The following is a 21,707-nucleotide window of genomic DNA, read 5'->3' as shown; positions in this document are numbered from 1 at the left end:
AGACGGCGGCGGATAGCCTGAAAGGTGCCGCACCCGAGCGGCGGAACGGATGACGGACGTGTTCGACAGCCCCATGTCGGTTTCGGCCTACGAGGTGCTCCGCGTCGATGTCGACGTCGACGACGAAGGCCTCCGCCGTGCGTACCGCGTCCGACTGCGCGAGACGCACCCCGACACCGGCGGTGACGCCGCCCTCTTCGTCCAGGTGCAGCGCGCGTGGGAGCTCGTCGGTACGCCCGAGGCCCGGGCCGCCTACGACCGCGGTCGCGGACACGCGTCGGCCGAGTGGGGCGGCGAGGCGGCGGCATCCGCTCCTCCCCGTCCCGACACGCGGCCCCGCGCCCGCGCGTACGGCCAGCCCGGCGGCTGGCGGCGCGAGCGCTACCTGTCGCTGATCCGCGAGTGGGTGGGGCGCGGCGTCGACGTCGGCGATCCGTACGACCCCGCGCTGGTGCGGTCGGCGCCGCCGGAGATCCGGCACATCCTCGCCGATGCGCTCGCCGAGGAGGAGACCGCGCGCCTGGTCGCCGACCTCGGCATGGGGTACACCGTGTGGCACGACGTGTTCGCCGACCGCGACGGAGTCGACCCCGAGCAGAAGATCGACCACCTCGTGCTCGGACCCAGCGGCCTGTACGCGATGCTCAGCGAGGACTTCGGCGGCCCGGTGGGGGTCCGCCGCGGTGAGATCAGCGGTCCGAACGTCATCGGCTCCCCGGTCACCCAGCTCGTCTCGCGGGCGCGCGTGATCGCGCGCGCCGCGGGGGTGCGCTTCAGCGGCGCGATGGTGGTGCTGCCCGACGACGCGATCCTCGACGCGGTCACCGACCTCGGCAAGGTCCGCGGAACCCCGGTCGTGCTGGTGCAGCGCAGTGCCCTCACGACGCTGCTCCGCCGCGGCATCCCGGGGGCGCGCGAGGTCGGTGGCACCGAGCTGTTCGACATCCGCACCCGGTTGCAGCAGCGGGTCCGGCACGTCTGACGCGGGCTTGGCCTCGCCGCCCGCGCGGCGACGCCCTCCCGCCCGATAACGTGTTCGCAGGGGGCTCGATGGGGGCCTGCGAACCCGGTGCTTGGGGGCTGTGGTGGAAAGTGACATTTGGGGGATTGCCGGTCTGGTCGTCCTGATCGGGGTGATTCTGGCGGTCCTCGTGATCGGCTTCTTCATCTTCCGCGCCTGGTATCAGGTGCCGCAGGCCGACGAGGCGATCGTCATCGTCGGTAAGAAGCAGCGGGGCGCCGACGGCCTCACCTCGAACATGACGGTGATCACCGGCGGGGGCGCGTTCGTCAACAAGCTGACGCAGCGGTCCGATCGGATCTCGTTGCGCTCGCGGCAGATCAAGATGGAGCCCGTCGCGCAGACCAAGAACGGCGTGACGATCCATCTCGCCGGGGTCGCGCTCGTGAAGATCGGGTCGCTGCCCGATCAGGTGCGCGCGGCCGCCGAGCGGTTCGCCTCGCAGGACCAGGCGATCGACGTCTTCACCACCGAGCAGCTCGAGGGAGCACTGCGCGGGGTCGTGGCCAAGCTCAACGTCGAAGAGGTCATGCAGGACCGCCAGAAGCTCGGCGACGAGATCGCCGAGGGCATCAAGGGCGACTTGCTCGCGCAGGGCCTGGTGCTAGACTCCTTCGCCATCCAGGGCGTCACCGACCGCAACGGGTACATCGACGCCCTCGGCGCGCAGGAGGTCGAGCGCGTCAAGCGCGAGGCCGAGGTCGCGCGGATCGAGGCCGCCCGCGAGGTGAAGGCCCGCCAGCTCGCCACCGAGGAGGCGAACCTCGTCGAGCAGACGGCGTTCGACAAGAACACGGCGGCGTCGAAGTCGCAGATCGGACGCGCGAACGCCGAGGCGGAGCAGGCCGAGAACCTCGCCCGAGCCGAACGCGAGCAGGCGGTCCTCGTGCAGCGCGCCGAGAACCGCCAGGCCGAACTCGACGCCGACGTCAAGCGCGTCGCGGATGCGGAGAAGTACCGCAAGCAGACCGAGGCGGATGCCGAGTCGTACGCGCGGCAGAAGAAGGCCGAGACCGACCGTCAGGTCGCGCAGCAGGAGTCGGATGCCGAGGCCTACGCCGTGCAGCGTCAGGCCGAGGCGCGGCAGGCGTCCGCCGCGGCGGAGGCCGCGGCCGTGCGCGCACGTGCCGAGGCCGAAGCGGAAGCGTTGCGCGCCCAGTCCGGGGCGGAGGCGGAAGCCCTGCGCGCGAAGGCCGTCGCCGAGGCCGAAGCGATCCGCGCGAAGGGTGAGGCCAGCGCCGCGGCGATCAAGGCCGAAGCCGAAGCTCTGCGCGAGAACCAGGAGGCCATCCTGGGGCGCGAGCTCATCGGTCAGCTCCCCGCCCTCATGGCCGAGTTCGCCAAGGGCTACCAGAACGTGGGGAGCGTCACGCTCGTCGGAGGCGACACGGCCGGCACCCACATCGCCCGCGAGCAGGCCGCGGGCCTCGCCGCGACGTTCCATAGCGTCAAGTCGGCGACCGGCGTCGACCTGGGCGCCATCCTGCAGGGACAGGCGTTCGGTCGCGGCGTCGCGTCCGTCAGTGACGCCGCGAACGGTCACCACGCAGCCGACGACGGACAGCCCGCTCCGACGCGATGAGCGGGCGTCGGCGTCCGCACCGCGCGCGGCGGCCCGGACGTGCCTAGGGTGGGGGCATGAGTACCGACGAGACCCCGGATGCCACGGCATCCGACGACATGAAGCGCAAGTTCAAGGAAGCCCTGGCGAAGAAGAACGGGCAGCAGCGGTCGGGTCAGGCTCACCTGGACGGCCACTCGGCCGTGCAGGGCACCCACGGAGCCGTGACGAAGCGCGAGTTCCGCCGCAAGAGCGGCTGAGATCCCGCGGGCCGGACTCCTGAGATTCGGGCTTTTCGCGGGCATTTCAGCGCGCTGCGACGCCCGCAACGCCCGATCCTCAAGAGTTCGGCTCACCTCGCCGCCGCAGCGGTGCCTCGAAGAACGCCCTCTCCCACCGCATCGACCGGGCGTACGCGGCCGACATCGCGGCGCGGACGGCGGGGGAGGCCGATCGGGCTGCGGCATCCGCGATCCGGGAGGCCTCGGCGGATGACGCGGCGAACACCTCGTCGCCGTAGGCCGTGAGCCAGTCGGCGTACGCATGGTCGGGGGCGAACGTGCCGCGCCAGCGCGCGCCGATGTCGGTGTAGAGCACGAAGCACGGCAGAACGGCCGCGACCAGCACCGCGTACGAGCCGCCCGCCGACACGGCGTGCAGGTGGTCGGTGTAGGCGGCGGTGTCGGGCGCGTGCTCGAGGCCGGTGGCATCCACGTGGCTCTCGTGCAGACGTGCCTCTTCGACCAGGCAGGACGCGGACGCGGCCGCCCAGAAACGCTGCTCCTCGGTGGTGGGGGCGAGAGCGGCGGCGCGGGCGAGCACGCGGGCGTACTCGCGCAGGTACAGCAGGTCCTGCTCGAGGTACCAGGTGAACGCGGCGCGATCCAGGTCGCCGGATGCCAGCCCGCGCACGAACGCGCAGGCGTCGACGTCGGCGCGCACCGGCGCCGCCTCGGCCCACGCGGCGGTGCTCCACGCCGGTCCGACGTCGAGATGCGGACGCAGCTCGTGGAGATGGTCGATGGGGCCGTTGCCGCGTCCCACCCGCAGGTCGCCGGCGTGCTCGAGAGCGCCAGTGAGCCACGGCTTCGCGCGCTCGAGTGCGGCGGGCCACGCGAGCCCGTGCGCGGCGAGGGTCGCCATCGCGGACGACAGCGAGCATCCCGTGCCGTGCGTGTGCGGGGTGTCGACGCGGCGGCCCGACACCGGGTGGATGCCAACCGTGTCGACGATGGCATCCGGACTCTCCGGCCCCCGCAGGTGCCCGCCCTTCAGCAGAACCGCGGTGTCGGCGCGCGCGGCGAGCGTGCGCGCCTGCGCGACCGCGGTGTCCCAGTCGTGGGCGACCGGTTCGTCCACCAGCACGGCCAGCTCCGGCAGGTTCGGGGTCACGAGGTCGGCGTAGCGGCACAGGCCGCGGACGGCCGCTTCGGCGTCGGCGTCCAGCAGGCGGTCGCCGCTCGTCGCGATCATCACGGGGTCGAGCACGACGGCCGGCGGCCGGACGTCGGCGAGCCACGCGGACACGATGTCGCCGACCTCGGCCGACCCCAGCATCCCGATCTTGACCGCGTCGATCTCGACGTCGTCGCTGACCGCCCGCAGCTGCGCCGACAGGAACTCGGTCGGCGGCACGTGCACCTCGCGGACGCCGAGGGTGTTCTGCGCGACGAGCGCGGTCACGGCCGCCATGCCGTACCCGCCGAACGCCGAGATGCTCTTCAGATCGCCCTGGATGCCGGCACCCCCGGTCGGGTCGGTCCCGGCGATGCTCAGCACGCGGGGGATCATGCCCACGCCTCCCGCAGCGTGCGGGTCGCCGCCGCGGGATCCTCGGCAGCGCTCACCGCCGACACGACGGCCACACCCGCGGCCCCCGCGCGGCGGAGCGCGGCGACGTCGCCCACCTCGATCCCGCCGATCGCGACGCACGGCAGGGGAGCGGATGCCACGAGCCCGGCGAACCCGTCCACCCCGAGGGGCTGCGGGTGGTCGGGCTTCGTCGCGGTCGCGCGGATCACCCCCACGCCGAGGTAGTCCACGGTGCCCTCCGGCAGGGCTGCCGCGGCGGCGAAGTGCGCCGGGGTGTTCGCGGTCCAGCCGATCAGCGCGTCGGGTCCGAGCAGCCGCCGTGCCGCGACCACGGGGAGGTCGCTCTGCCCGAGGTGGACGCCGTCGACGCGCGCGCCGGCAGCCCGCGCCGCGAGGGCCACGTCGACGCGGTCGTCGACGACGAAGGCCGCGCGCCCCGCGATGACGTCGGCGAGGGCCGTCACGCGATCGAAGAGATCGTGGCCGCTCGCGTCCTTGTCGCGGAACTGCACGATGCTCGCCCCGGAACCCGCGGCGGCGTCCACGATGTCGACGACGTCGGCGAACGGCATCCGGTGGTCGGTGACGAGGTGCAGTGACAGGTCGTGCGCGCTCATGCGTCGACCCGGCCGTCGAGATCCGCCGGTTCGATCGCGGCGAGGGCGTCGAGGAACGCCACGGCGAACGATCCCGGTCCGCTCGAGGCGGCCTCGGCCCGCTCGGATGCCACGGCCCAGATCGCGCTCGCCGTCGTCGCGGCCTCGAAGCCGTCGGCCACGGACAGCAGGGCCGCCATCGCGGCGCCGAGGGCGCAGCCGCCGCCCGTGACGCGGGTGAGGAGGACGCTGCCGCCGGACACGCGCGCGACACGGTCGGCATCCACGATCAGGTCGACCGGGCCGGAGACGGCGACCGTCCCGCCCGTGCGGATCGCGAGCGCGCGGGCGGCGTCGAGCGCGGCTTCCGGGGAATCGGTCGAGTCGACGCCGCGACCCCCGGCACCGGCCCCGGCGAGCGCGAGGATCTCTGAGGCGTTGCCGCGGACGACCGCGGGCCGCGCCTCGAGGAGCTCGTGGGCCAGGGCGGTGCGCACGGGCAGCGCGCCCACCGCGACCGGGTCGAGCACCCACGGCGTGCCCGCGGCGACGGCCTCACGGGCGGCGTCGCGTTGCTCGGCGGTCGGGGTGCCGAGGTTCACCAGCACGCCGCCGGCGATGCCCGCGAAGAGCCCGGCCTCGCCGGGGATGTCGCACATCGCGGGGGAGGCGCCGAGGGCCAGCAGCGCGTTGGCGGTGAAGTTCGTCACCACCGCGTTGGTGATGCACTGCACGAGCGGCGGCGCTCCCCGCAGGTCGGCGAGGACGGTGGACGGAGACGACGACGTGCGAACGACCATTCGCGACATCCCTTCGCTAGTACGAACTAGATCAGGTTCGACGGGTGTGTTCTCAGCCCCGTGGGGCACCCCGTGTCACTGCGGGTGACGCTAGCACGACGGACGTCGGCGCGCCGCGCCCTCAGTAGCGCGCGGAGAAGCCGCCGTCGGTATGGAGGAGCTGTCCGCTGACCCAGCGGCCCTCGTCCGAGAGGAGGAACGCCGTGATCCCGGCGATGTCGCGCGGTGTGCCCAACCGACCGAGCGGGTGGTGCGCGGTCAGGGACTCGCGGGTCTCGGCATCCATCCACCCGGTGTCGATCGGACCCGGATTCACGACGTTGGCCGAGATGCCCCGCGGTCCGAGTTCTCGGGCGGCCGAGATGACGATGCGGTCGAGGGCGCCCTTCGACGCGCCGTAGGGGAGATTGCCGGTGGTGTGGTCGCTCGTGAACGCGACGATCGCGCCGCCCGGCTCGTCGACCTGTCGGGCGAACGCCGAGATCAGGAGCAGGGTCGCGCGGGCGTTGACGGCGAGGTGGCGATCGAAGCTCTCGGCGGTGGTGTCGAGGATGCCGGACTCCTCGTCGTGCGCGTGGCTCAGGACGAGAGCGTGGATCGGTCCGCGGTCGCGGGAGACACGTTCGACGAGTTCGGTCGGGGCGGTGGGGCTCGCGAGGTCGCAGGGGTAGTCGCCGGAGCGCAGCTCGCTGGTGACGACGTCCCAGCCGTCTGCTTCCAGCCGGGGGATGATCGCGGCGGCGATGCTGTTCGGGCGCTCGGCGCCGGTGACGAGGACCTGGGGCATGCGTCGAGGCTACGCGGCGCGCGTGCGTCCACGCCGGACGGCGATTCGGCAGGGGGAGGGTCGTGGTCATCAGAACGGTGGCGGTGAGTCGTCCGGCTCGGGCGGAGGCGGGTCGTCGGGGAGGAAGCGGACGGCGGGCGAGTACGGGAGCGGCTCGTCGGTGTAGGTGCGACCGGTCGGACTGGTCCAGCGGAGGAGACCGCCGGGGAGCTGATCCACCCTCCAGCGGGTGAACTGCTTCTGCGTGTGGTGCCGTTGGCAGAGGTGGGCGAGGTTCGCGACGTGGGTCGCGCCGCCGAGGGCATGGTCGCGGGTATGGTCCACCTCGGCGCGGATCGCGGGAACGGTGCAGCCCGGCCAGCGGCAGTGGCGGTCGCGGGCGCGGAGGTACCGGTCGATCGCGGCGGTGCGGGCGTAGACATCGGTGTGCAGCACCGCGCCGGTGACGGGGTGGGTGACGACCCGGTCCCACGGGAGCGGGGTCGTCTCGGCGAGGGCGCGGGCGGTGTCGGCGTCGATGGGGCCGTGGCCGACGAGCTCGGCGGGGTCGCGGTTCTCCTCACCCGGCCGCAGCATCGTCAACGCCGGCACGACGACCTGCACCCGGGCGCGGATCGCGCCCAGGGTGCCCGGGCCGTCATCGACGCGGGTGGGGTCGGCATCGGGAGCGGCGGTCAGCAGCAGGTCGGCGAGGATGTCGGCGCGCAGTTGGGCGGTGGTGCGCTCGTCCGTGCCCGTCTCGGGAGTCTCGTCGCGCGCGTCGACGACCGCGTGCGCCTGCTGAGTGAGGCGGTCGTGGATGCCGACGGCGAGGACCGTCGGCAGAGTCGCGACCAGGTCGGACATGCCGTCCTGCCCGGTCACGACGCGGACGCACCGTGCATCGCGACCGCGCCGGTGCCGTTCGGTCAGGGTGGTCGGCTGCAGACGTTCGGCGAGGGCGGCGAGTCGCGACCGCAGTCGGCCGGGGCTGAGCCCCTCGGCGGTCGCGACGGCGAGCAGATCGAATTCCGCGCGCGCGTCGAGGGGGAGCGGGGACCCGACGTCGACGATCGCGTGGACGTGGGCCCGCGTGATGACCCCCGCCTCCCACGCGGCGAGGGTCTGCGGATAGTCGTCGACGAGGGTCATGGCGCGACCGATCTGCGCCTGGACCGAGCGGTCGGAGAGGTTCTCGGCGGCCGCGAGTTCGGAGGCGACCTCGCGCAGCGCCATCTCCGAGGCTCGACCGGTCGCGCCCCGATCGGTCAGGACATCGAGTGCGAGGTGTCCCGCCGCGGCCAGAGCGCGCGTGCGCGCCACCTCCACCGAGGCGAGCGCGGCACCGGTACGCAGCACCTCGTCGAGCACCGCACGCAGGGCGGGCGGCCCGCCCGTAGGGGCTGCCGGGGAGCTGTCGGAGGACATGTGTGCATGCTAGCGAGGGCCTCCGACATCGCGCCGATCCCGCGGGCGTATCCGGGGAGGGATCCCACCGCACGAGGGGTGTGGAGGAGGGGCGCCCCCGCGCCCGCACTCGCGAACCCTTGCCACCGGGCGGGGGCGATCGGTCAGTCGTTGAGGCCGAACAGATCGAGCGGGTGGGTCAGCCGCCACCAGGGGCTCGGCGGTTCGATGTCGGTCTGCAATTGCACGTCGACGGTGGCGGCATCCAGGGGTCCGGTCGTGATGAGCTCTCCGACGGTCTCGCCCTCGTCGCGCGCGTCGCCGAGCGTGAACGACGTGCCGGGCGTCGCGCTCGCGCCGTTCCACAGGACGTTCTTCGCGTCCGCCGCCGTGACGAGCGAGACGTCCTCGCCCCACAGCGTCGAGACCTTGCCCACGACGGTCCCCGCCGGAACCGAGGTGCGCAGCTGCACCTCTTCGGCCAGACGCGTGTACAGGTCGCGGCTGGCCTGATCGCGCTCGTCGGGGCCGGGCTGTCCGAGCACCGCCGCGTACGTGCGCACCGTGACTCCGCCGACCGTGAGGTCTTTCGCCGACAGCAGGTTCCAGGCATCCAGGGTGCCGGTCTTGATCCCGACGACCCCGGGGTCGGCGAGGAGGGGGTTGCCGTTCTTGAACGTTCCGGCGCCCGGCAGCGACATCTCGGTGGTGCGCACGATGTCGGCGATCACGGGATTCTGCAGCGCCTTCTCGGCGAGGGCGATGAGAGCCGCGGGTGTCGCGGTGTTGCCGGCCTCGATTCCGGTGGGGTTGACGATCGTCACGCCCGAGATGCCCCGGTCGCTCAGGTAGCGGTTCGCCGCCGCGGCGAAATCGGCGTTCGAGGGCCAGAGATCGGATGCCAGCCGCTGGGCGTAGTTGTTGGCCGAGGCGATGAGCATGCCCTGGAGCATCTGCAGCTCGGTGAGGGTGCCGTCGACGGGCACGTCGAGCGAGGACTCGCCGCGGAAACGGTACTGCCAGTAGTCGTCGCTGTCGGCCTGCGTGAACGCGTAGGTCGGGCCCTGCTCGCCGGGAGCCAGCGGCAGCCGCTCGAGCACGAGCAGCGCCGTCACGACCTTGGTGATGCTCGCGATCGACTCGGGGGCTTCGGCCGACGACAGCACGTCGGGCATCCCCTGCACGGCGACGGCGGCTTCGCCCTGAGCGGGCCACGCGGGGGAGGCCGCCGGTGCGGCGACGGGCTGCACCACGAGCGGGGTGACGCGCGGTGTCACCGCGTTCAACGGCCACAGCAGCGTGACGGCGGCGTACACCGCGACGAGCAGCAGCAGGAGCAGCGGCGGGACGACCGTGCCCGGGCGGAGGGCCCGTCGGCGGCGGCCGGCGAGGAGGTCGGGTGGGCGCGGTCCCGCCGGGGTCAGCGCGAACTCCGGCGCGGGCCGCGGGACGGTCGCCGACGCGGGGTCGACCCAGCCCAGCGCGATCGGGGCGCCGATCAGGACGCGCTCGGGTGCCGGGGTGGCCGGTGCGTCCGGCGCCGCTGCGTCGGCGGGTGGGGATGCATCGGTAGGCGGGGCTGCGTCGGTGGCGACCTCGTCGTCGATGGATGCCGAGGGCGCCGCGTCCGCGGCATCCGCTTCGTCGGGCGGATCGACCCGGTCACGCAGCTCGCGCCGTGTGGCCGGTGTCTGGTCGTGCACTCGCCCACGCTACCTCGGGCACCGGCCTATACTCGGGAACCACAACCACGGGAGTCCGGTGAGCCGGGCTGAGAGGAAGCGATCCACGCTTCGACCGTCGAACCTGATCCGGATCATGCCGGCGCAGGGAGGAGTAGAAATGCACACGTCCACGTCTGCCCGGACGACCCCGGTCGTCGCCACGTCCGACCGCTTCCGCTGGCGCGTCGTCGACATCGTCGTCGCCGCCGTCCTCGGTGTCGCGATCGGCCTCGTCTTCTGGGGCTGGAACACCATCGGCGGCCTGTGGTTCGCCGCGATGGACGGGCTCACGCCCGGTCTCGGCGGGATCGCCGTCGGCATCTGGCTGCTCGGCGGTGTCGTCGGCGGCCTGATCATCCGCAAGCCCGGTGCGGCGCTCCTCGTCGAAGTGATCGCCGCGGTCGTGTCGGCCCTCATCGGCAACGCGTGGGGGATCAGCACGATCTACTCAGGCCTCGCGCAGGGACTCGGTGCCGAGCTGATCTTCCTCGCGTTCCTCTACCTCCGCTTCTCGCTCCCGGTCGCGATGCTCGCCGGCGCCGGCGCCGGTGTCGGCGCGTGGGTGCTGGAGTTCTTCACCGGCAACATCGTCAAGACCGCGGAGTTCAACCTCCTCTACCTCGGCACGCTCATCGTCTCGGGCGCGGTGCTCGGCGGCGTCGTGGGGTGGCTGCTCGTGCGCGCTCTTGCCGCGAGCGGTGCGCTCAGCCGCTTCGCCGCGGGACGCGAACGCCGTCGCGAGGTCTGATGCCGCATCCGGCCCGCGTCGAGATCGACGGCTGGGGGTGGCGCTACGCCGGTCGCCGCCTGCCCGCGACCCGCGACGTCGAGCTCACCATCGAGCCGGGGGAGCGGGTGCTGCTCCTCGGTGCGTCCGGGGCGGGGAAGTCGACGCTGCTCGCCGGGCTCGCCGGCCTCCTCGGGGGCAGCGACGAGGGCGAGGCCACCGGCCGCATCCTCGTCGACGGGCATCCGCCCGAAGCGCAGCGCGGCCGCATCGGCCTCGTCCTCCAGGATCCGGAGTCGGGGGTCGTGCTGTCGAAGGTCGGCGACGACGTCGCCTTCGGCTGCGAGAACCTCGGGCTGCCGGCGGATGCCATCCCCCCGCGCGTCGCCGGGGCGCTGGCATCCGTGGGTCTGGATGTGCCGCTCGATCGCCCCACGAAGGCGTTGTCGGGAGGGCAGAAGCAGCGACTCGCGCTCGCCGGGGTGCTGGCGATGCGCCCGGGACTGCTGCTGCTGGACGAACCCACCGCGAACCTCGACCCCGACGGCGTGCGCGAAGTGCGCGCCGCGGTGGAACGCGTCGTCTCCCGCGACGAGACGACCCTCGTCCTCATCGAGCACCGCACCGCGGTGTGGGCCGACCTCGTCACGCGGGTGATCGTCCTGGCGCCGGGCGGCGGGCTGCTCGCCGACGGCCCGCCCGCGTGGGTGTTCGCCGAGCACGGTGAGGCGCTCGCCGCTGCGGGCGTGTGGGTGCCGGGGCGTCCGGTCGACCTGCCTGTGCTCGCTCCCGCTTCCCCGTCGATGGACGCCGTGCTCTCGGCATCCGGTCTCACGATCGGCCGCGACCGCCGCACGCCCGTGCTCGCGGGGCTCGACGTCGTCGTTCCGGAGGGGGCGGGCACGGTCGTCACGGGCCCGAACGGCGCGGGCAAGTCGACGCTCGCCCTAACCCTCGCGGGGCTCCTGCCGGAGGTCGCGGGGGAGGTCGTCGCCGCTCCCGCGCTGGCCACGCGCGGCGTCCGCCGTCCCTCGCGCTGGCGGTCGACGGAGCTCCTCACGCGCATCGGCACCGTGTTCCAGGAGCCCGAGCACCAGTTCCTCGCCTCGACGCTGCGCGCAGAGCTCGCCGTCGGACCCCGGGCCCTCCGGATGCCGGAGGCCGAGGTCGACGCGACCGTCGACGAACTGCTCGAGCGGCTCGACCTGGCCCCCCTCGCCGAAGCCCACCCGTTCACGCTCTCGGGCGGACAGAAGCGGCGGCTGTCGGTCGCGACGGTCCTGGCATCCGCGCCCGCGGTGATCGTGCTCGACGAGCCGACCTTCGGTCAGGACCGCCGCGGCTGGAGCGAGCTGGTCTCCCTGCTGCAGCGGGAGATCGCACGCGGACGGACGGTCGTGGCCGTCACGCACGACGCCGACGTCGTGCGCCACCTCGGGCAGCACCGTATCGAACTGCGGGGGGCCGCATGAGCGCGGCGGTGTCCGTGGCCGGACGGACCGCGGCGTGGCTGGACGGGGTCAACCCGGTCACGAAGATCCTCATCGCCCTGGTGCTGTCGGTACCGCTCTTCGCGACGCTGGACCCCGTGAGCGCGTCGGTCGCGATCGTGCTCGAACTCGCGTGCGTGCCCCTGACCGGACTCTCGGTCGCGACGGTCCTGCGGCGGCTCGTGCCCGTGGCCGTGTTCGCCCCCGTCGCCGGGCTCAGCATGCTGCTCTACGCGAAGCCGGGAGGAACCGTCTACGGCCGGTTCCTGTTCGCCACCGTGAGCGACGACTCGATCGCGCTGTCGCTCGCGGTCATGCTGCGCGTGCTCGCCCTGGGGCTGCCCACCATCCTGTTGTTCGGCCGCACCGACCCGACCGAGCTCGCCGACGCGCTCGCGCAGGTCGCCAAGCTCCCCAGCCGGTTCGTGCTCGGCGTGCTCGCCGGTGCGCGCACCGTCGGCCTGTTCGTCGACGACTGGCGCACGATGACCCTCGCCCGCCGCGCCCGCGGCCTCGGCGACCGGGGAGCCGTGCGGCGCTTCCTCGGCATGGCCTTCGTGCTGCTGGTCTTCGCGGTCCGCCGCGGGACGACCCTCGCGACCGCGATGGAGGCCCGCGGCTTCGGCGCCCCGGTCGACCGCACGTGGTCGCGGCCGTCGCGCCTTCACCCGCGGGACGGCGCCGCGCTCGCCGGAGCGATCGCACTGATCGCCGCCGCGCTCACCATCGCCGTGGCGACCGGCGCGTTCCGTTTCGTGGGGGGCTGAGGAGGGTCGGTCAGGTCGCGTTCCACAGGTCGCGGTAGAACGCCTGGCGCACGGGATCCGGGGCGACGCCGTACGCGTCGAGGAACGGGGACTCCCACCCCGGTCCGTAGTTCCACGCCAGCGACATCGCGGTCACGGCGATGTCCGCCCACCGATCGGCTACGCCGAGCGCGCCGAGGTCGACGTGCGCGGTCCACTCCCCGTCGTCGTCCACGAGGGTGTTCGGGGCGCAGGCGTCGCCGTGACATACGACCGCACGGTCGATCGGCGGCGCGGCTCGCAGCGCCTCCGGCACGCGGATGCCGCGGACGGCGGCGTTCTCGACCCGCTCGGGCACTCCCCACGCGAAGGGGCACCGGTCGACCGGGAGGGTCTCGTGCAGCGCGCGGAGCCCGCGGCCGAGGGCGATCACCGCCCGGGCCGGATCGGCGACCCAGCGAGGATCCACCGCCGAGCGGCCCGGGAGGCCGTCGGTGACGAGCCACTCGTGCGCGGCATCCCGCCCCTCGTCCCGCACCACGGGCACCGGCGTGTACGGAGCGGCCCACCGCAGCCGCTCGGCCTCTGCGCGCATGGACGTCTCGGCGTTCAGCGGCCCCCATTTGACGAAACGGATGCCGTCGGCGCCGGTCGCGCGGAAGGTCACCCCGCCGATCTTGTTCACCCACACCGCTTCGAGGTCGGCGGTCCCGGCGAGGCGACGGACGACGTCGGGTGCCTCGAAACGGGTGTCGGGAATGCTCACAGCACCCGCTCGAAGCACAGGGAGTCGGGCATCGTCGCGACGTAGGGCTCGTACACGGGGATCGGTGTGAAGCCCGCTCCCGCATACAGTGCGAGCGACTCCGGTTGCATCCGCCCGCTCTGGAGGATGACCCGCCGAGCGCCGCCCTCCCGCGCCCGCGCGACGACCGCTCCGGTGAGCGCGCGGCCCACGCCCCGTCGGCGCGCGGCCGTCGTGACGATCAGTCGCTTGAGCTCCCACTCCTCGCCGAGGCGACGCAGCATCACGTGGCCGAGCGCGGTGCCGTCGGCATCCAGCGCCAGGAAGGTCGCGACCACCTGGTCCTCGTGAACGGCGAGGGCCTCGGCGCGCTCCTCGGCCATTCCGGGGGGATCGTCGGCATCCGCGTCGCGGTAGCGGTCGTCCAGATCGATATCGAGGATGCCGCGCAGGGCGACGGCCCGCGGATCGTCGACCTCGACCCGTTCGAGCGTGAAGTCCATCCGACGAGCGTAGAGCGAACAGCGCGGGCGACCCAGGTCAAGACCCGGGCGAGCGGCACGTGAGCGTCCATCGTGCGGGCTACGCTGAATCCTCGCCTCGGTCCGGACGGCGACACAGGGGGGTGAGGGTGCCGTGGCTCTTTCGGTGACGCTGCTCGCGATCAGCATCGCCGTCGTCGCGAGCGTCCTCCTCGTCGCCATCCCCCACCTCGGAGGGCCGAGCACGATGCGGCTCTTCCTCCGGTTCACGCTCGCTTTCCTGGTCTGCGCCGTGAGCGCCTGCGTGCTCTACGTGATCTCGCGCGCCGGGGGCGGCGTGGTCTTCCAGATCGTCGGTGACACGGCGATGGTCCTCGCCCCCTCACTGCTGTTCGTCGGCCTGTGCGTGCTCACCGAACGTCGCGCCCTCGAGCCCGGTGTGCTGGCGTTCGCCCTGACGGTGACCGTCGCGGTCGTGTCCACGACCGTGCCCCAGCCGACGCCGTTGGCGGTGAAGGGCGTCGCGGTCGCGGTGGCCTGCACCGCCTGCGCCTGGGCGGCTCTGCGAGCACCGGCGGAACCCACGCGGCCACTCCTCGTCATCGCGATCGTCAGTGCCGGGTACGCGGTCTACTCGATCGTGCGGATGCTGATCGGGGTGGGCGCGGGGTGGGACTCGGCCACCGTCCTGGCGGGGTTCTTCTTCGTCCCCGCGATGATCACCGGTGTCGTGGCCGCGGCCGTCGTCACCGCGTGCGCGGGCTGGCTGATCGTCGCCCGCGCGCGCCTGGACGCGGCACGCCGCCGCTCGGCCGGCACCCTCGTGGTCGTCGGCGACTGGCGGTTGGCGACCGCCGCCTACGGTCAGGAGCGCGTCCGCATGCTCGTCGTCCAGCTCCAGGCGGCGGCGCGGGATCTCGATCCGAACGCCGTCGGTGTGCCCCGGGGCGTCGAGGTCGTCCTGCCCTCGCCCGTCGCCACCCTCGGAGCCCGCGTGCGCGACGCGTACGGATGGAACCCCGACGAGGTCGCGCTCCTGTCGGACGCCGTCCCGACGGGCACTGTGCGACTTCCGATCCTGCGCTCCTCGCGCCCCCCTCGCGTCCGTCCACCCCGAACCTGAGTCCCGGGTAGAGTGACACTGAGTTTCTGCTTCGAAGGAGAACGCATGGACATCGCGGGTGCATCCGCCCTCGTCACCGGAGGGGCCTCGGGGCTCGGTCTCGCCACCGCGCGTCGCCTCGCGGCCGCCGGCGCCCACGTGACGATCATCGATCTGCCGTCCTCCGCGGGTGCGGCCGTCGTGGCCGAGTTCGGCGGCACGTTCGCGGCCGCGGACGTCACCGACCCCGCGCAGGTCGCCGCCGCCGCAGCCCGCGCCGCCGAGGCGGGGCCGCTCCGTGTCGTCGTGAACTGCGCCGGCATCGCACCGCCCGCGAAGGTCCTCGACCGGGATCTGAAGCCGACGCCGCTGGCGGACTTCGAGCGGCTCGTCCGCATCAACCTCGTGGGCACGTACAACGTGATCGCGCAGGCCTCGGCGATCATGGCCGCGTCCGAGCCGGCCGCGGGCGGCGACCGCGGCGTCATCGTGAACACCGCCAGCGTCGCGGCGTTCGACGGGCAGATCGGTCAGCCCGCCTACTCCGCGAGCAAGGGCGGCGTCCACGCGATGACCCTGCCGATCGCGCGCGAGCTCGCCCGCCACGGCATCCGGGTCGTCACGATCGCCCCCGGCATCATGGAGACGCCCATGCTCAAGGGTCTGCCGCAGGCGGCGCAGGACTCGCTCGGGCAGCAGGTGCCCTACCCCTCGCGCCTCGGCGCCCCCGACGAGTACGCGCGACTCGTCCTCGCGATCGTCGACAACGGCTACCTGAACGGCGAGACGATCCGCCTCGACGGCGCGATCCGGATGGCACCGAAATGACCGACGGCATCCTGCTCTCGATCGACGCGGGGCTCGCCCGCGTCACGTTCGACCGCCCGGCGTCGCTCAACGCGATGGACTTCCCGATGGCCCGCCGCTGGCGCGAGGTCGCGCACGAGGTCACCTCCGACGCCTCCGTCGGAGCCGTCATCCTGGATGCCACGGGCCCCGCGTTCTGCGCCGGCGGCGACGTCGTGGCGATGGCGACGACCGGGGCGTCGGGCGCGGACGTGACCGAGACCGCGACGGCCATCCACGACGGCATCCGCACCTTCGTCGAAGCGCCCCTGCCGATGGTCGCGGCCGTCCAGGGTGCGGTCGCGGGCGGCGGGCTCGGCCTCATGCTCACCGCCGACTACGTCGTCGCGAGCGAGAACGCCCGCTTCGTCAGCCGCTACGCGAACATCGGTCTCACGCCCGACCTCGGCGTCTCGACGCTGCTCCCGGCCGCGATCGGGCAGCGACGTGCCCTGCAGCTGCTGCTGCAGGATCGCATGATCGACGCCGCGGAGGCCCTCGAGTGGGGTCTCGTCGCCGAGGTCGTGGCATCCACCGATCTGGCGCCGCGGGTCGAGGAGATCGCCCGGTTCTGGCTGGCCGGTGCGACCGCCGCGTTCGGCCAGGCGACGCGTCTCGTGCGCGTCGGCGCGGGCCGCACGTTCGCCGAAAACCTCGCCGACGAGGCCGCCACGATCGGCGCCGCGTTCGAGACCCCGGACGCGCGCGCCCGGGTCGCGGCGTTCGCCGCCGCCTCCGCGAAAGGACGCTCATGACCACGCTCGCCGGTAAGACCATCCTGATGTCGGGCGGCAGCCGCGGCATCGGCCTCGCGATCGCGCTGCGGGCCGCGCGCGACGGCGCGAACGTCGCCCTGCTGGCAAAGACCGACACCCCGCACCCGAAGCTCGAGGGGACCGTCCACACGGCGGCCGATGCGATCCGTGCCGCGGGCGGGCAGGCGCTGCCGATCGTCGGCGACGTCCGCGACGAGGAATCGATCACCGAGGCCGTCCTCCGCACGGTGGGGGAGTTCGGTGGCGTCGACATCGTGGTCAACAACGCCAGCGTCATCGACCTGTCGGGATCGCTCGACCTCGCGACGAAGAAGTACGACCTCATGCAGGACGTCAACGTCCGCGGGACGTTCCTGCTCTCGCGCGCCGCCGTGCCCGTCTTGAAGGACGCCGAGAACCCGCACATCCTGTCGCTCTCGCCGCCGCTGAACGTCACGCCGAAGTGGCTTGGGGCGCACACCGGGTACAGCCTCGCGAAGTTCGGCATGACGATGGCGACCCTCGGTCTCGCCGCGGAATTCGCCGACGCCGGGATCGCGGCCAACACCCTGTGGCCGCGCACGACGATCGCGACCGCGGCGGTGCAGAACGTCATCGGCGGCGACCGGCTCATGCGGGTCTCGCGGACGCCCGAGATCTACGCGGATGCCGCCTACGAGGTGCTGACGTCCCCGTCGCGCGAGCTGACGGGGCGGACGCTGATCGTCGAGGACGTCCTCGAGGCCGCCGGTGTGACGGACTTCTCCGGTTACGCCGCGGTCCCCGGCACCCCCGACGCCGCGCTGTACCCCGACATCTTCCTGGACTGAGGCGGGGCTGTTGCCCGGGGCTGTGGGCGATGCGTGTGGCCGCGGCTCCCTTCAGCGATAAACGGCATTCACGGTAAGAAACGCGTTGTCGCGCCGTTTCTCTCCGCCGATGCCGTTTATCGGCGTGCGGGGCGCCGCGTCAGATCAGGCCGAGCTCGGCGAAGGCGTTGTGCACTCCGTCCTCCAGCACCGCGGTGGTGACACGGCCGGCGAGACGCTGCAGCTCGGGCACCGCGTTGCCCATCGCGACGGGGGTGCCGACGACCTCGAACATCTCGACGTCGTTCCAGGAGTCGCCGATGCCGATGGCATCCGCCGGATCGAGGTCGAGCAGCGCGAGCACCTCGAGGATCGCCGACCCCTTCGTCACGCCCGCGAGCCCGATCTCGCCGTTCGACCCGCCCGGAAGCGGGATCGACCCCGGGATCACGTGGAACCGCTCGCCGAGCTCGGCTCCGGCGTGGGCGACGGTGTCGGGGGACGGGCTGACGAACACGGCCTTGGCGACCCGGTCGCGATCGAGCTCGGCGAGGGGTAGCGCGCGGGGGATCGGCGTCGTCGGTACGACGTCGAGCCCGAGGGCAGCGATCTCGGCCGCGCGCTTCGCGAGACGCTCGCGCACGAACTCGCGCATCATCGGCTCGATGCCCGCGGAGGCGAAGACCGCCTCGTGAGATTGCAGGAAATAGTGGATGCCGTGCGCCTGGAAGTACGCCTCGATCGCCGCCACGTCGTCGCGGCGCATCGGGTGCTGCAGCACGAGCTCGTCACCGCGGGTCGCGTAGGCGCCGGCGTTGCTGATCGCGCCGTCGAACCCGATCGCGCGCACGTCGGGGTGGATGTCGCCGTCGGCCCGGCCCGTGCACAACCACACGAGGTGGCCGTTGGCGCGGGCGCGGCGGACGGCGTCGACGGTCGAGGGGGCGATGACGGAGCCGTGCTCGGCGATGGTGCCGTCGACGTCGAGGAAGGCGATGCGGGTCATGGTTCTCCGTGGGTCGGCGCCGGACCTGCGGGTCAGAGGATCGGCGGATCGGTGCAGCGCCGTCGGTACCCAGCCACCGTATCGGTCGCGGATCTGCGACTCGCGCGCGGGAGGGCGTCCAGCCTCGCCGCAGGCGGCCGCCGGTACCCTGGAACCCATGACCGATCAGACCCCCGTGCGCGAGACCAAGCCCCGGCAGGTGCGTCCCGCGGGGGCCCCGGCCGACACCGGCATCCGCGAGACGAAGCCCCGCCAGGTGCGGCCGAAGACCGAGGGCTGGCAGCAGGCCAAGGACGAGACCGGGCGTCCGCTGCTGCAGTTCGCCAGCCCCAAGCGGGGCAAGCCGCCCGTGCATCTCGCCGACCTCACCGCCGAGGAGCGCGTCGCCAAGGTGAAGGAGCTGGGGCTCCCCGGCTTCCGAGCGAAGCAGCTCGAGAAGCACTACTTCACCCACTACACGTCGGACGCGGCCGCGATGACCGACCTGCCGGCATCCGGTCGTGAAGAGCTCGTCGCGGGACTCCTCCCGCCGCTGCTGACCGAGGTGCGCCGTCTCGAGACCGACCGCGGCGACACGATCAAGTTCCTGTGGAAGCTGCACGACGGCGCGCTCGTCGAGTCGGTCCTCATGCGCTACCCCGGGCGCATCACCCTGTGCGTGTCGAGCCAGGCCGGCTGCGGCATGAACTGCCCGTTCTGCGCGACCGGGCAGGCCGGCCTCACCCGCAACATGTCGGCCGCCGAGATCATCGAGCAGGTCGTGCGGGCCAACGCCCTCATCGCCGCCGGTGGCCTCGGAGGCAAGAAGCGCGACGATCACTCGCTCGACCGCGTCTCGAACATCGTGTTCATGGGCATGGGCGAGCCGCTCGCCAACTACGCCCGACTCATGCAGGCCGTGCGCGTCATGGTCGACAAGGAGCACGGCCTCGGCATGAGCGCCCGCGGCATCACGGTGTCGACGGTGGGGCTCGTCCCGGCGATCACGAAGCTGTCGAACGAGGACATCCCCGTGACCTTCGCGCTGTCGCTGCACGCGCCCGACGACGGCCTGCGCGACGAGCTGATCCCGGTGAACTCCCGCTGGAAGGTCGATGAGGCCCTGGATGCCGCCCGCGCCTACTTCGACAAGACCGGACGCCGCGTCTCCATCGAATACGCGCTGATCAAGGACATGAACGACCACGCGTGGCGCGCCGACCTGCTGGCCGAGAAGCTCAACGCCCGCGGCCGCGGCTGGGTGCACGTGAACCCCATCCCGCTGAACCCGACGCCCGGCTCGATCTGGACGGCGTCGGAGGTGCCCGTGCAGAACGAGTTCGTGCGTCGCCTCAACGACGCCGGCATCCCGACGACGCTCCGCGACACCCGCGGCAAGGAGATCGACGGGGCGTGCGGTCAGCTCGTCGCGACCGAGGAAGACGAAGCGGCCGCCGCGGAGACGCCGGTCGGCTGATGTCCGCTCCCCGGCGTCCGACCGAGATCGAGTACCTGCGTCTGATCGAGACGCTCGCGCACGAGGTCGTCGAGCAGGCCGCGGAAGAGGGCTGGCTGGAGTTCGGTGAGCTCGGACAGCAGGCTCCCACCGCGTTGCAGCGCACGGTCAACGCCCTGGCGACCGAGCTGCGATTCCGTCACCACCCGGACGACGGATGCCTGGACCACCTCACCGAGGACGCGTGAGCGTTCCTCGGATCCCCGTCGGTTCGCCGCAGGGGATCCGCTCGCGGGGCGCGACGGCGTTCGTGTGGTGGGGACCCGGTGCCGAGGGCATGGACCGGGTCGCGGCCGTGGAGTCGCGGGTGCTCCTGTTCGCGTCGCCGGAGTCGTGCCTGGCGTGGGCGGGCGAAGCCGGTTCGTCGCGCGACGAGCGGGCCGAGACCGAGGTCGTCGACCTGGATGCCGTGCGCCCGTGGCTAGACCGCGCGACACCGACGATCGATCTCGCCGAGGCCCTCGGCGTGGTCAACATGGCCATCGACGTCGCCGCCTCGACCGGTCGGTCATGGGATCCACGCGTGGGTGCCCATCGGGGGGCGTACCGCCGGTTCGTCGCCGCGGCGGTGCCCTGGGCGTTCGCGGATGCCGATGGCGCCCCCGCGTGGAGCGCACGCGAATTCGGGTCCGCGCAGTCCATGGTGCGCCGCTCCATCGCGCTCCTGGACCGGGCCCTCGCGGAGGGCCGCCCCACCGACGTCTGACGGGTGGGTCGTCCGACCCGAGCGGCCCTCGATGTCGGATGCCGCCGATAGCGTTGAGTCATGGTCGGTTATCGCTACCTCGGAAACAGTGGATTCAAGATCTCGGAGATCACCCTCGGCAACTGGGTGACCCACGGCTCGCAGGTCGGTGACGACGCCGCGATCCAAACCGTGCACGCCGCGCTCGACGCGGGCATCACGACGTTCGACACCGCCGACACGTACGCCAACACGGCGGCCGAGACGGTGCTGGGCAAGGCCCTCGAGGGGCAGCGGCGCGAGTCGCTCGAGATCTTCACCAAGGTCTACTTCCCCACCGGCCCCATGGGCCCCAACGACACCGGTCTCAGCCGGAAGCACATCCTCGACTCGATCAACGGCTCCCTGAAGCGCCTCGGCACCGACTACGTCGACCTGTACCAGGCGCACCGCTTCGACTACGAGACCCCGCTCGAAGAGACCTTCCAGGCGTTCGCCGACATCGTGCGCCAGGGCAAGGCGCTCTACATCGGCGTCTCCGAGTGGACCGCCGAGCAGCTGCGCGAAGGACACGCGCTCGCGAAGCAGCTCGGCATCCAGCTCATCTCGAACCAGCCGCAGTACTCGATGCTGTGGCGCGTCATCGAGGGCAAGGTCGTGCCGACCAGCGAGGAGCTCGGCATCTCGCAGATCGTCTGGTCGCCGATGGCGCAGGGCGTGCTCAGCGGCAAGTACCTGCCGGGTCAGCCGGTGCCCGACGGTTCGCGCGCGACCGACGAGAAGAGCGGGGCGAACTTCATCAAGCGGTTCCTCCGCGACGACGTGCTCGAGGCCGTCCAGCGACTGAAGCCGATCGCCGAAGAGGCGGGGCTGAGCATGCCGCAGCTCGCGATCGCGTGGGTGCTGCAGAACCCGAACATCGCGGCCGCGCTCGTGGGCGCGTCGCGTCCGGAGCAGCTCGCCGACACCGTCAAGGCGTCCGGTGTGACGCTCGATGCCGACACGCTCGCCGCGATCGACACGGCTCTCGGCGACGCGGTCTTCTCCGACCCCGAGAACACCTACGAGGTGTCGCCGAAGGCACGTCTGGTCTGATCCGGCGCTGAGCGGGGCCTCGGCCAGGCCACAGGCC

General features: G+C 72.6%; 23 protein-coding genes and 2 riboswitches. Of the genes, 14 read left to right on the top strand and 9 right to left on the bottom strand.

Going from position 1 to position 21,707, the window contains the following annotated elements; genetic code table 11:
- The first annotated feature begins 58 nt into the window (after positions 1–58).
- The 3 genes from QM517_RS09250 (at position 59) to QM517_RS09240 (ending at position 2,842) form a co-directional block, all read left to right on the top strand.
- Positions 59–982, top strand: a complete 924-nt coding sequence (locus tag QM517_RS09250; protein ID WP_283286895.1) for a DnaJ domain-containing protein — start codon at positions 59–61, stop codon at positions 980–982.
- Positions 983–1,085: 103 nt separating this feature from the next.
- On the top strand, positions 1,086–2,603 hold the full coding sequence (locus tag QM517_RS09245) for an SPFH domain-containing protein (RefSeq protein WP_283286893.1): 1,518 nt from the start codon (positions 1,086–1,088) through the stop codon (positions 2,601–2,603).
- Between the two features lie 56 nt (positions 2,604–2,659).
- The gene (locus QM517_RS09240; protein WP_076493352.1) at positions 2,660–2,842 is read left to right on the top strand and encodes a DUF5302 domain-containing protein; all 183 of its coding nucleotides are present in this window, start codon (positions 2,660–2,662) and stop codon (positions 2,840–2,842) included.
- Positions 2,843–2,921: 79 nt separating this feature from the next.
- Here QM517_RS09240 and QM517_RS09235 read toward each other — a convergent pair whose 3' ends face one another.
- From QM517_RS09235 to QM517_RS09210, 6 genes are all read right to left on the bottom strand, one after another.
- Positions 2,922–4,373 (bottom strand): bifunctional hydroxymethylpyrimidine kinase/phosphomethylpyrimidine kinase, encoded by a 1,452-nt coding sequence (locus QM517_RS09235; RefSeq protein ID WP_283286890.1) that lies wholly within the window; start codon positions 4,371–4,373, stop codon positions 2,922–2,924.
- Positions 4,370–5,011, bottom strand: a complete 642-nt coding sequence (gene thiE / locus QM517_RS09230; protein WP_283286888.1) for a thiamine phosphate synthase — start codon at positions 5,009–5,011, stop codon at positions 4,370–4,372. The genes QM517_RS09235 and thiE overlap by 4 nt, the downstream gene beginning before the upstream one ends.
- The gene (gene thiM / locus QM517_RS09225; protein WP_283286886.1) at positions 5,008–5,790 is read right to left on the bottom strand and encodes a hydroxyethylthiazole kinase; all 783 of its coding nucleotides are present in this window, start codon (positions 5,788–5,790) and stop codon (positions 5,008–5,010) included. The genes thiE and thiM overlap by 4 nt, the downstream gene beginning before the upstream one ends.
- Positions 5,782–5,873, bottom strand: a riboswitch (TPP riboswitch). (Overlaps the previous gene by 9 nt.)
- A gap of 38 nt (positions 5,874–5,911) precedes the next feature.
- Positions 5,912–6,577 (bottom strand): SDR family oxidoreductase, encoded by a 666-nt coding sequence (locus QM517_RS09220; protein ID WP_283286884.1) that lies wholly within the window; start codon positions 6,575–6,577, stop codon positions 5,912–5,914.
- 69 nt (positions 6,578–6,646) lie between these two features.
- Positions 6,647–7,984 (bottom strand): HNH endonuclease, encoded by a 1,338-nt coding sequence (locus QM517_RS09215; RefSeq protein ID WP_283286882.1) that lies wholly within the window; start codon positions 7,982–7,984, stop codon positions 6,647–6,649.
- Positions 7,985–8,127: 143 nt separating this feature from the next.
- Complete coding sequence (locus QM517_RS09210) at positions 8,128–9,666, bottom strand: D-alanyl-D-alanine carboxypeptidase family protein (protein WP_283286880.1); 1,539 nt, start codon at positions 9,664–9,666, stop codon at positions 8,128–8,130.
- A gap of 37 nt (positions 9,667–9,703) precedes the next feature.
- A riboswitch (TPP riboswitch) is annotated at positions 9,704–9,815 on the top strand.
- Here QM517_RS09210 and QM517_RS09205 point away from each other — a divergent pair.
- The 3 genes from QM517_RS09205 (at position 9,806) to QM517_RS09195 (ending at position 12,671) form a co-directional block, all read left to right on the top strand.
- Positions 9,806–10,435 carry an ECF transporter S component gene (locus QM517_RS09205; protein WP_283286876.1) on the top strand — a complete coding sequence of 210 codons (630 nt, stop codon included), beginning with the start codon at positions 9,806–9,808 and terminating at the stop codon, positions 10,433–10,435. It overlaps the preceding riboswitch by 10 nt.
- The gene (locus tag QM517_RS09200; protein WP_283286874.1) at positions 10,435–11,886 is read left to right on the top strand and encodes an ABC transporter ATP-binding protein; all 1,452 of its coding nucleotides are present in this window, start codon (positions 10,435–10,437) and stop codon (positions 11,884–11,886) included. The genes QM517_RS09205 and QM517_RS09200 overlap by 1 nt, the downstream gene beginning before the upstream one ends.
- Positions 11,883–12,671 carry an energy-coupling factor transporter transmembrane component T family protein gene (locus tag QM517_RS09195; RefSeq protein ID WP_283286871.1) on the top strand — a complete coding sequence of 263 codons (789 nt, stop codon included), beginning with the start codon at positions 11,883–11,885 and terminating at the stop codon, positions 12,669–12,671. Before QM517_RS09200 ends, QM517_RS09195 begins: the two co-directional genes overlap by 4 nt.
- Before the next feature lie 10 nt (positions 12,672–12,681).
- On the opposite strand, the gene QM517_RS09190 is transcribed toward QM517_RS09195, so the two are convergent.
- On the bottom strand, positions 12,682–13,416 hold the full coding sequence (locus tag QM517_RS09190) for an aminoglycoside 3'-phosphotransferase (RefSeq protein ID WP_283286869.1): 735 nt from the start codon (positions 13,414–13,416) through the stop codon (positions 12,682–12,684).
- Positions 13,413–13,898 carry a GNAT family N-acetyltransferase gene (locus QM517_RS09185; RefSeq protein ID WP_283286866.1) on the bottom strand — a complete coding sequence of 162 codons (486 nt, stop codon included), beginning with the start codon at positions 13,896–13,898 and terminating at the stop codon, positions 13,413–13,415. Before QM517_RS09185 ends, QM517_RS09190 begins: the two co-directional genes overlap by 4 nt.
- Positions 13,899–14,031: 133 nt before the next feature.
- Here QM517_RS09185 and QM517_RS09180 point away from each other — a divergent pair, with 133 nt between their 5' ends.
- Genes QM517_RS09180 through QM517_RS09165 form a run of 4 tightly spaced genes read left to right on the top strand, consistent with a single transcriptional unit; the run spans position 14,032 to position 17,410 of the window.
- Positions 14,032–15,000: a hypothetical protein gene (locus QM517_RS09180; RefSeq protein ID WP_283286863.1), complete on the top strand. Its 969-nt coding sequence runs from the start codon at positions 14,032–14,034 to the stop codon at positions 14,998–15,000.
- A 45-nt stretch (positions 15,001–15,045) separates the two neighbouring features.
- Positions 15,046–15,807, top strand: coding sequence for an SDR family NAD(P)-dependent oxidoreductase (locus QM517_RS09175; protein ID WP_283286860.1), 762 nt, complete (start codon positions 15,046–15,048; stop codon positions 15,805–15,807).
- Positions 15,804–16,580, top strand: a complete 777-nt coding sequence (locus QM517_RS09170; RefSeq protein ID WP_283286857.1) for an enoyl-CoA hydratase/isomerase family protein — start codon at positions 15,804–15,806, stop codon at positions 16,578–16,580. The genes QM517_RS09175 and QM517_RS09170 overlap by 4 nt, the downstream gene beginning before the upstream one ends.
- Positions 16,577–17,410 carry an SDR family oxidoreductase gene (locus QM517_RS09165; protein WP_283286854.1) on the top strand — a complete coding sequence of 278 codons (834 nt, stop codon included), beginning with the start codon at positions 16,577–16,579 and terminating at the stop codon, positions 17,408–17,410. The genes QM517_RS09170 and QM517_RS09165 overlap by 4 nt, the downstream gene beginning before the upstream one ends.
- Before the next feature lie 139 nt (positions 17,411–17,549).
- On the opposite strand, the gene QM517_RS09160 is transcribed toward QM517_RS09165, so the two are convergent.
- Positions 17,550–18,395: a Cof-type HAD-IIB family hydrolase gene (locus QM517_RS09160; RefSeq protein ID WP_283286853.1), complete on the bottom strand. Its 846-nt coding sequence runs from the start codon at positions 18,393–18,395 to the stop codon at positions 17,550–17,552.
- A 157-nt stretch (positions 18,396–18,552) separates the two neighbouring features.
- Between QM517_RS09160 and rlmN the strand changes: the two genes are divergently transcribed.
- The 4 genes from rlmN to QM517_RS09140 are packed head-to-tail and all read left to right on the top strand — an operon-like array spanning position 18,553 to position 21,670.
- Positions 18,553–19,851: a 23S rRNA (adenine(2503)-C(2))-methyltransferase RlmN gene (rlmN, locus tag QM517_RS09155; RefSeq protein WP_175627539.1), complete on the top strand. Its 1,299-nt coding sequence runs from the start codon at positions 18,553–18,555 to the stop codon at positions 19,849–19,851.
- Positions 19,851–20,078 (top strand): hypothetical protein, encoded by a 228-nt coding sequence (locus QM517_RS09150; RefSeq protein WP_077049778.1) that lies wholly within the window; start codon positions 19,851–19,853, stop codon positions 20,076–20,078. The genes rlmN and QM517_RS09150 overlap by 1 nt, the downstream gene beginning before the upstream one ends.
- The gene (locus QM517_RS09145) at positions 20,075–20,596 is read left to right on the top strand and encodes a hypothetical protein (protein WP_283286847.1); all 522 of its coding nucleotides are present in this window, start codon (positions 20,075–20,077) and stop codon (positions 20,594–20,596) included. The genes QM517_RS09150 and QM517_RS09145 overlap by 4 nt, the downstream gene beginning before the upstream one ends.
- Before the next feature lie 60 nt (positions 20,597–20,656).
- Positions 20,657–21,670, top strand: coding sequence for an aldo/keto reductase family protein (locus QM517_RS09140; RefSeq protein WP_077049776.1), 1,014 nt, complete (start codon positions 20,657–20,659; stop codon positions 21,668–21,670).
- Positions 21,671–21,707 lie beyond the last annotated feature (37 nt).

It is taken from the genome of Microbacterium sp. IEGM 1404 (genome assembly GCF_030056775.1).
Classification (GTDB): domain Bacteria; phylum Actinomycetota; class Actinomycetes; order Actinomycetales; family Microbacteriaceae; genus Microbacterium.
The sequence above is the reverse complement of the archived record's forward strand: the minus strand, read 5'-3'. Positions and strand labels throughout refer to the sequence as shown.

Excerpts from the sequence above, each read along its gene's own strand:
- QM517_RS09220 (WP_283286884.1), bottom strand. The coding sequence starts at position 6,577 with ATGCCCCAGGTCCTCGTCACCGGCGCCGAGCGCCCGAACAGCATCGCC.
- rlmN (WP_175627539.1), top strand. The coding sequence starts at position 18,553 with ATGACCGATCAGACCCCCGTGCGCGAGACCAAGCCCCGGCAGGTGCGT.
- thiM (WP_283286886.1), bottom strand. The coding sequence starts at position 5,790 with ATGGTCGTTCGCACGTCGTCGTCTCCGTCCACCGTCCTCGCCGACCTG.
- QM517_RS09200 (WP_283286874.1), top strand. The coding sequence starts at position 10,435 with ATGCCGCATCCGGCCCGCGTCGAGATCGACGGCTGGGGGTGGCGCTAC.
- QM517_RS09185 (WP_283286866.1), bottom strand. The coding sequence starts at position 13,898 with ATGGACTTCACGCTCGAACGGGTCGAGGTCGACGATCCGCGGGCCGTC.
- QM517_RS09205 (WP_283286876.1), top strand. The coding sequence starts at position 9,806 with ATGCACACGTCCACGTCTGCCCGGACGACCCCGGTCGTCGCCACGTCC.
- QM517_RS09240 (WP_076493352.1), top strand. The coding sequence starts at position 2,660 with ATGAGTACCGACGAGACCCCGGATGCCACGGCATCCGACGACATGAAG.
- QM517_RS09140 (WP_077049776.1), top strand. The coding sequence starts at position 20,657 with ATGGTCGGTTATCGCTACCTCGGAAACAGTGGATTCAAGATCTCGGAG.
- QM517_RS09235 (WP_283286890.1), bottom strand. The coding sequence starts at position 4,373 with ATGATCCCCCGCGTGCTGAGCATCGCCGGGACCGACCCGACCGGGGGT.
- QM517_RS09170 (WP_283286857.1), top strand. The coding sequence starts at position 15,804 with ATGACCGACGGCATCCTGCTCTCGATCGACGCGGGGCTCGCCCGCGTC.
- QM517_RS09160 (WP_283286853.1), bottom strand. The coding sequence starts at position 18,395 with ATGACCCGCATCGCCTTCCTCGACGTCGACGGCACCATCGCCGAGCAC.
- QM517_RS09150 (WP_077049778.1), top strand. The coding sequence starts at position 19,851 with ATGTCCGCTCCCCGGCGTCCGACCGAGATCGAGTACCTGCGTCTGATC.
- QM517_RS09175 (WP_283286860.1), top strand. The coding sequence starts at position 15,046 with ATGGACATCGCGGGTGCATCCGCCCTCGTCACCGGAGGGGCCTCGGGG.
- QM517_RS09215 (WP_283286882.1), bottom strand. The coding sequence starts at position 7,984 with ATGTCCTCCGACAGCTCCCCGGCAGCCCCTACGGGCGGGCCGCCCGCC.
- thiE (WP_283286888.1), bottom strand. The coding sequence starts at position 5,011 with ATGAGCGCGCACGACCTGTCACTGCACCTCGTCACCGACCACCGGATG.
- QM517_RS09165 (WP_283286854.1), top strand. The coding sequence starts at position 16,577 with ATGACCACGCTCGCCGGTAAGACCATCCTGATGTCGGGCGGCAGCCGC.
- QM517_RS09195 (WP_283286871.1), top strand. The coding sequence starts at position 11,883 with ATGAGCGCGGCGGTGTCCGTGGCCGGACGGACCGCGGCGTGGCTGGAC.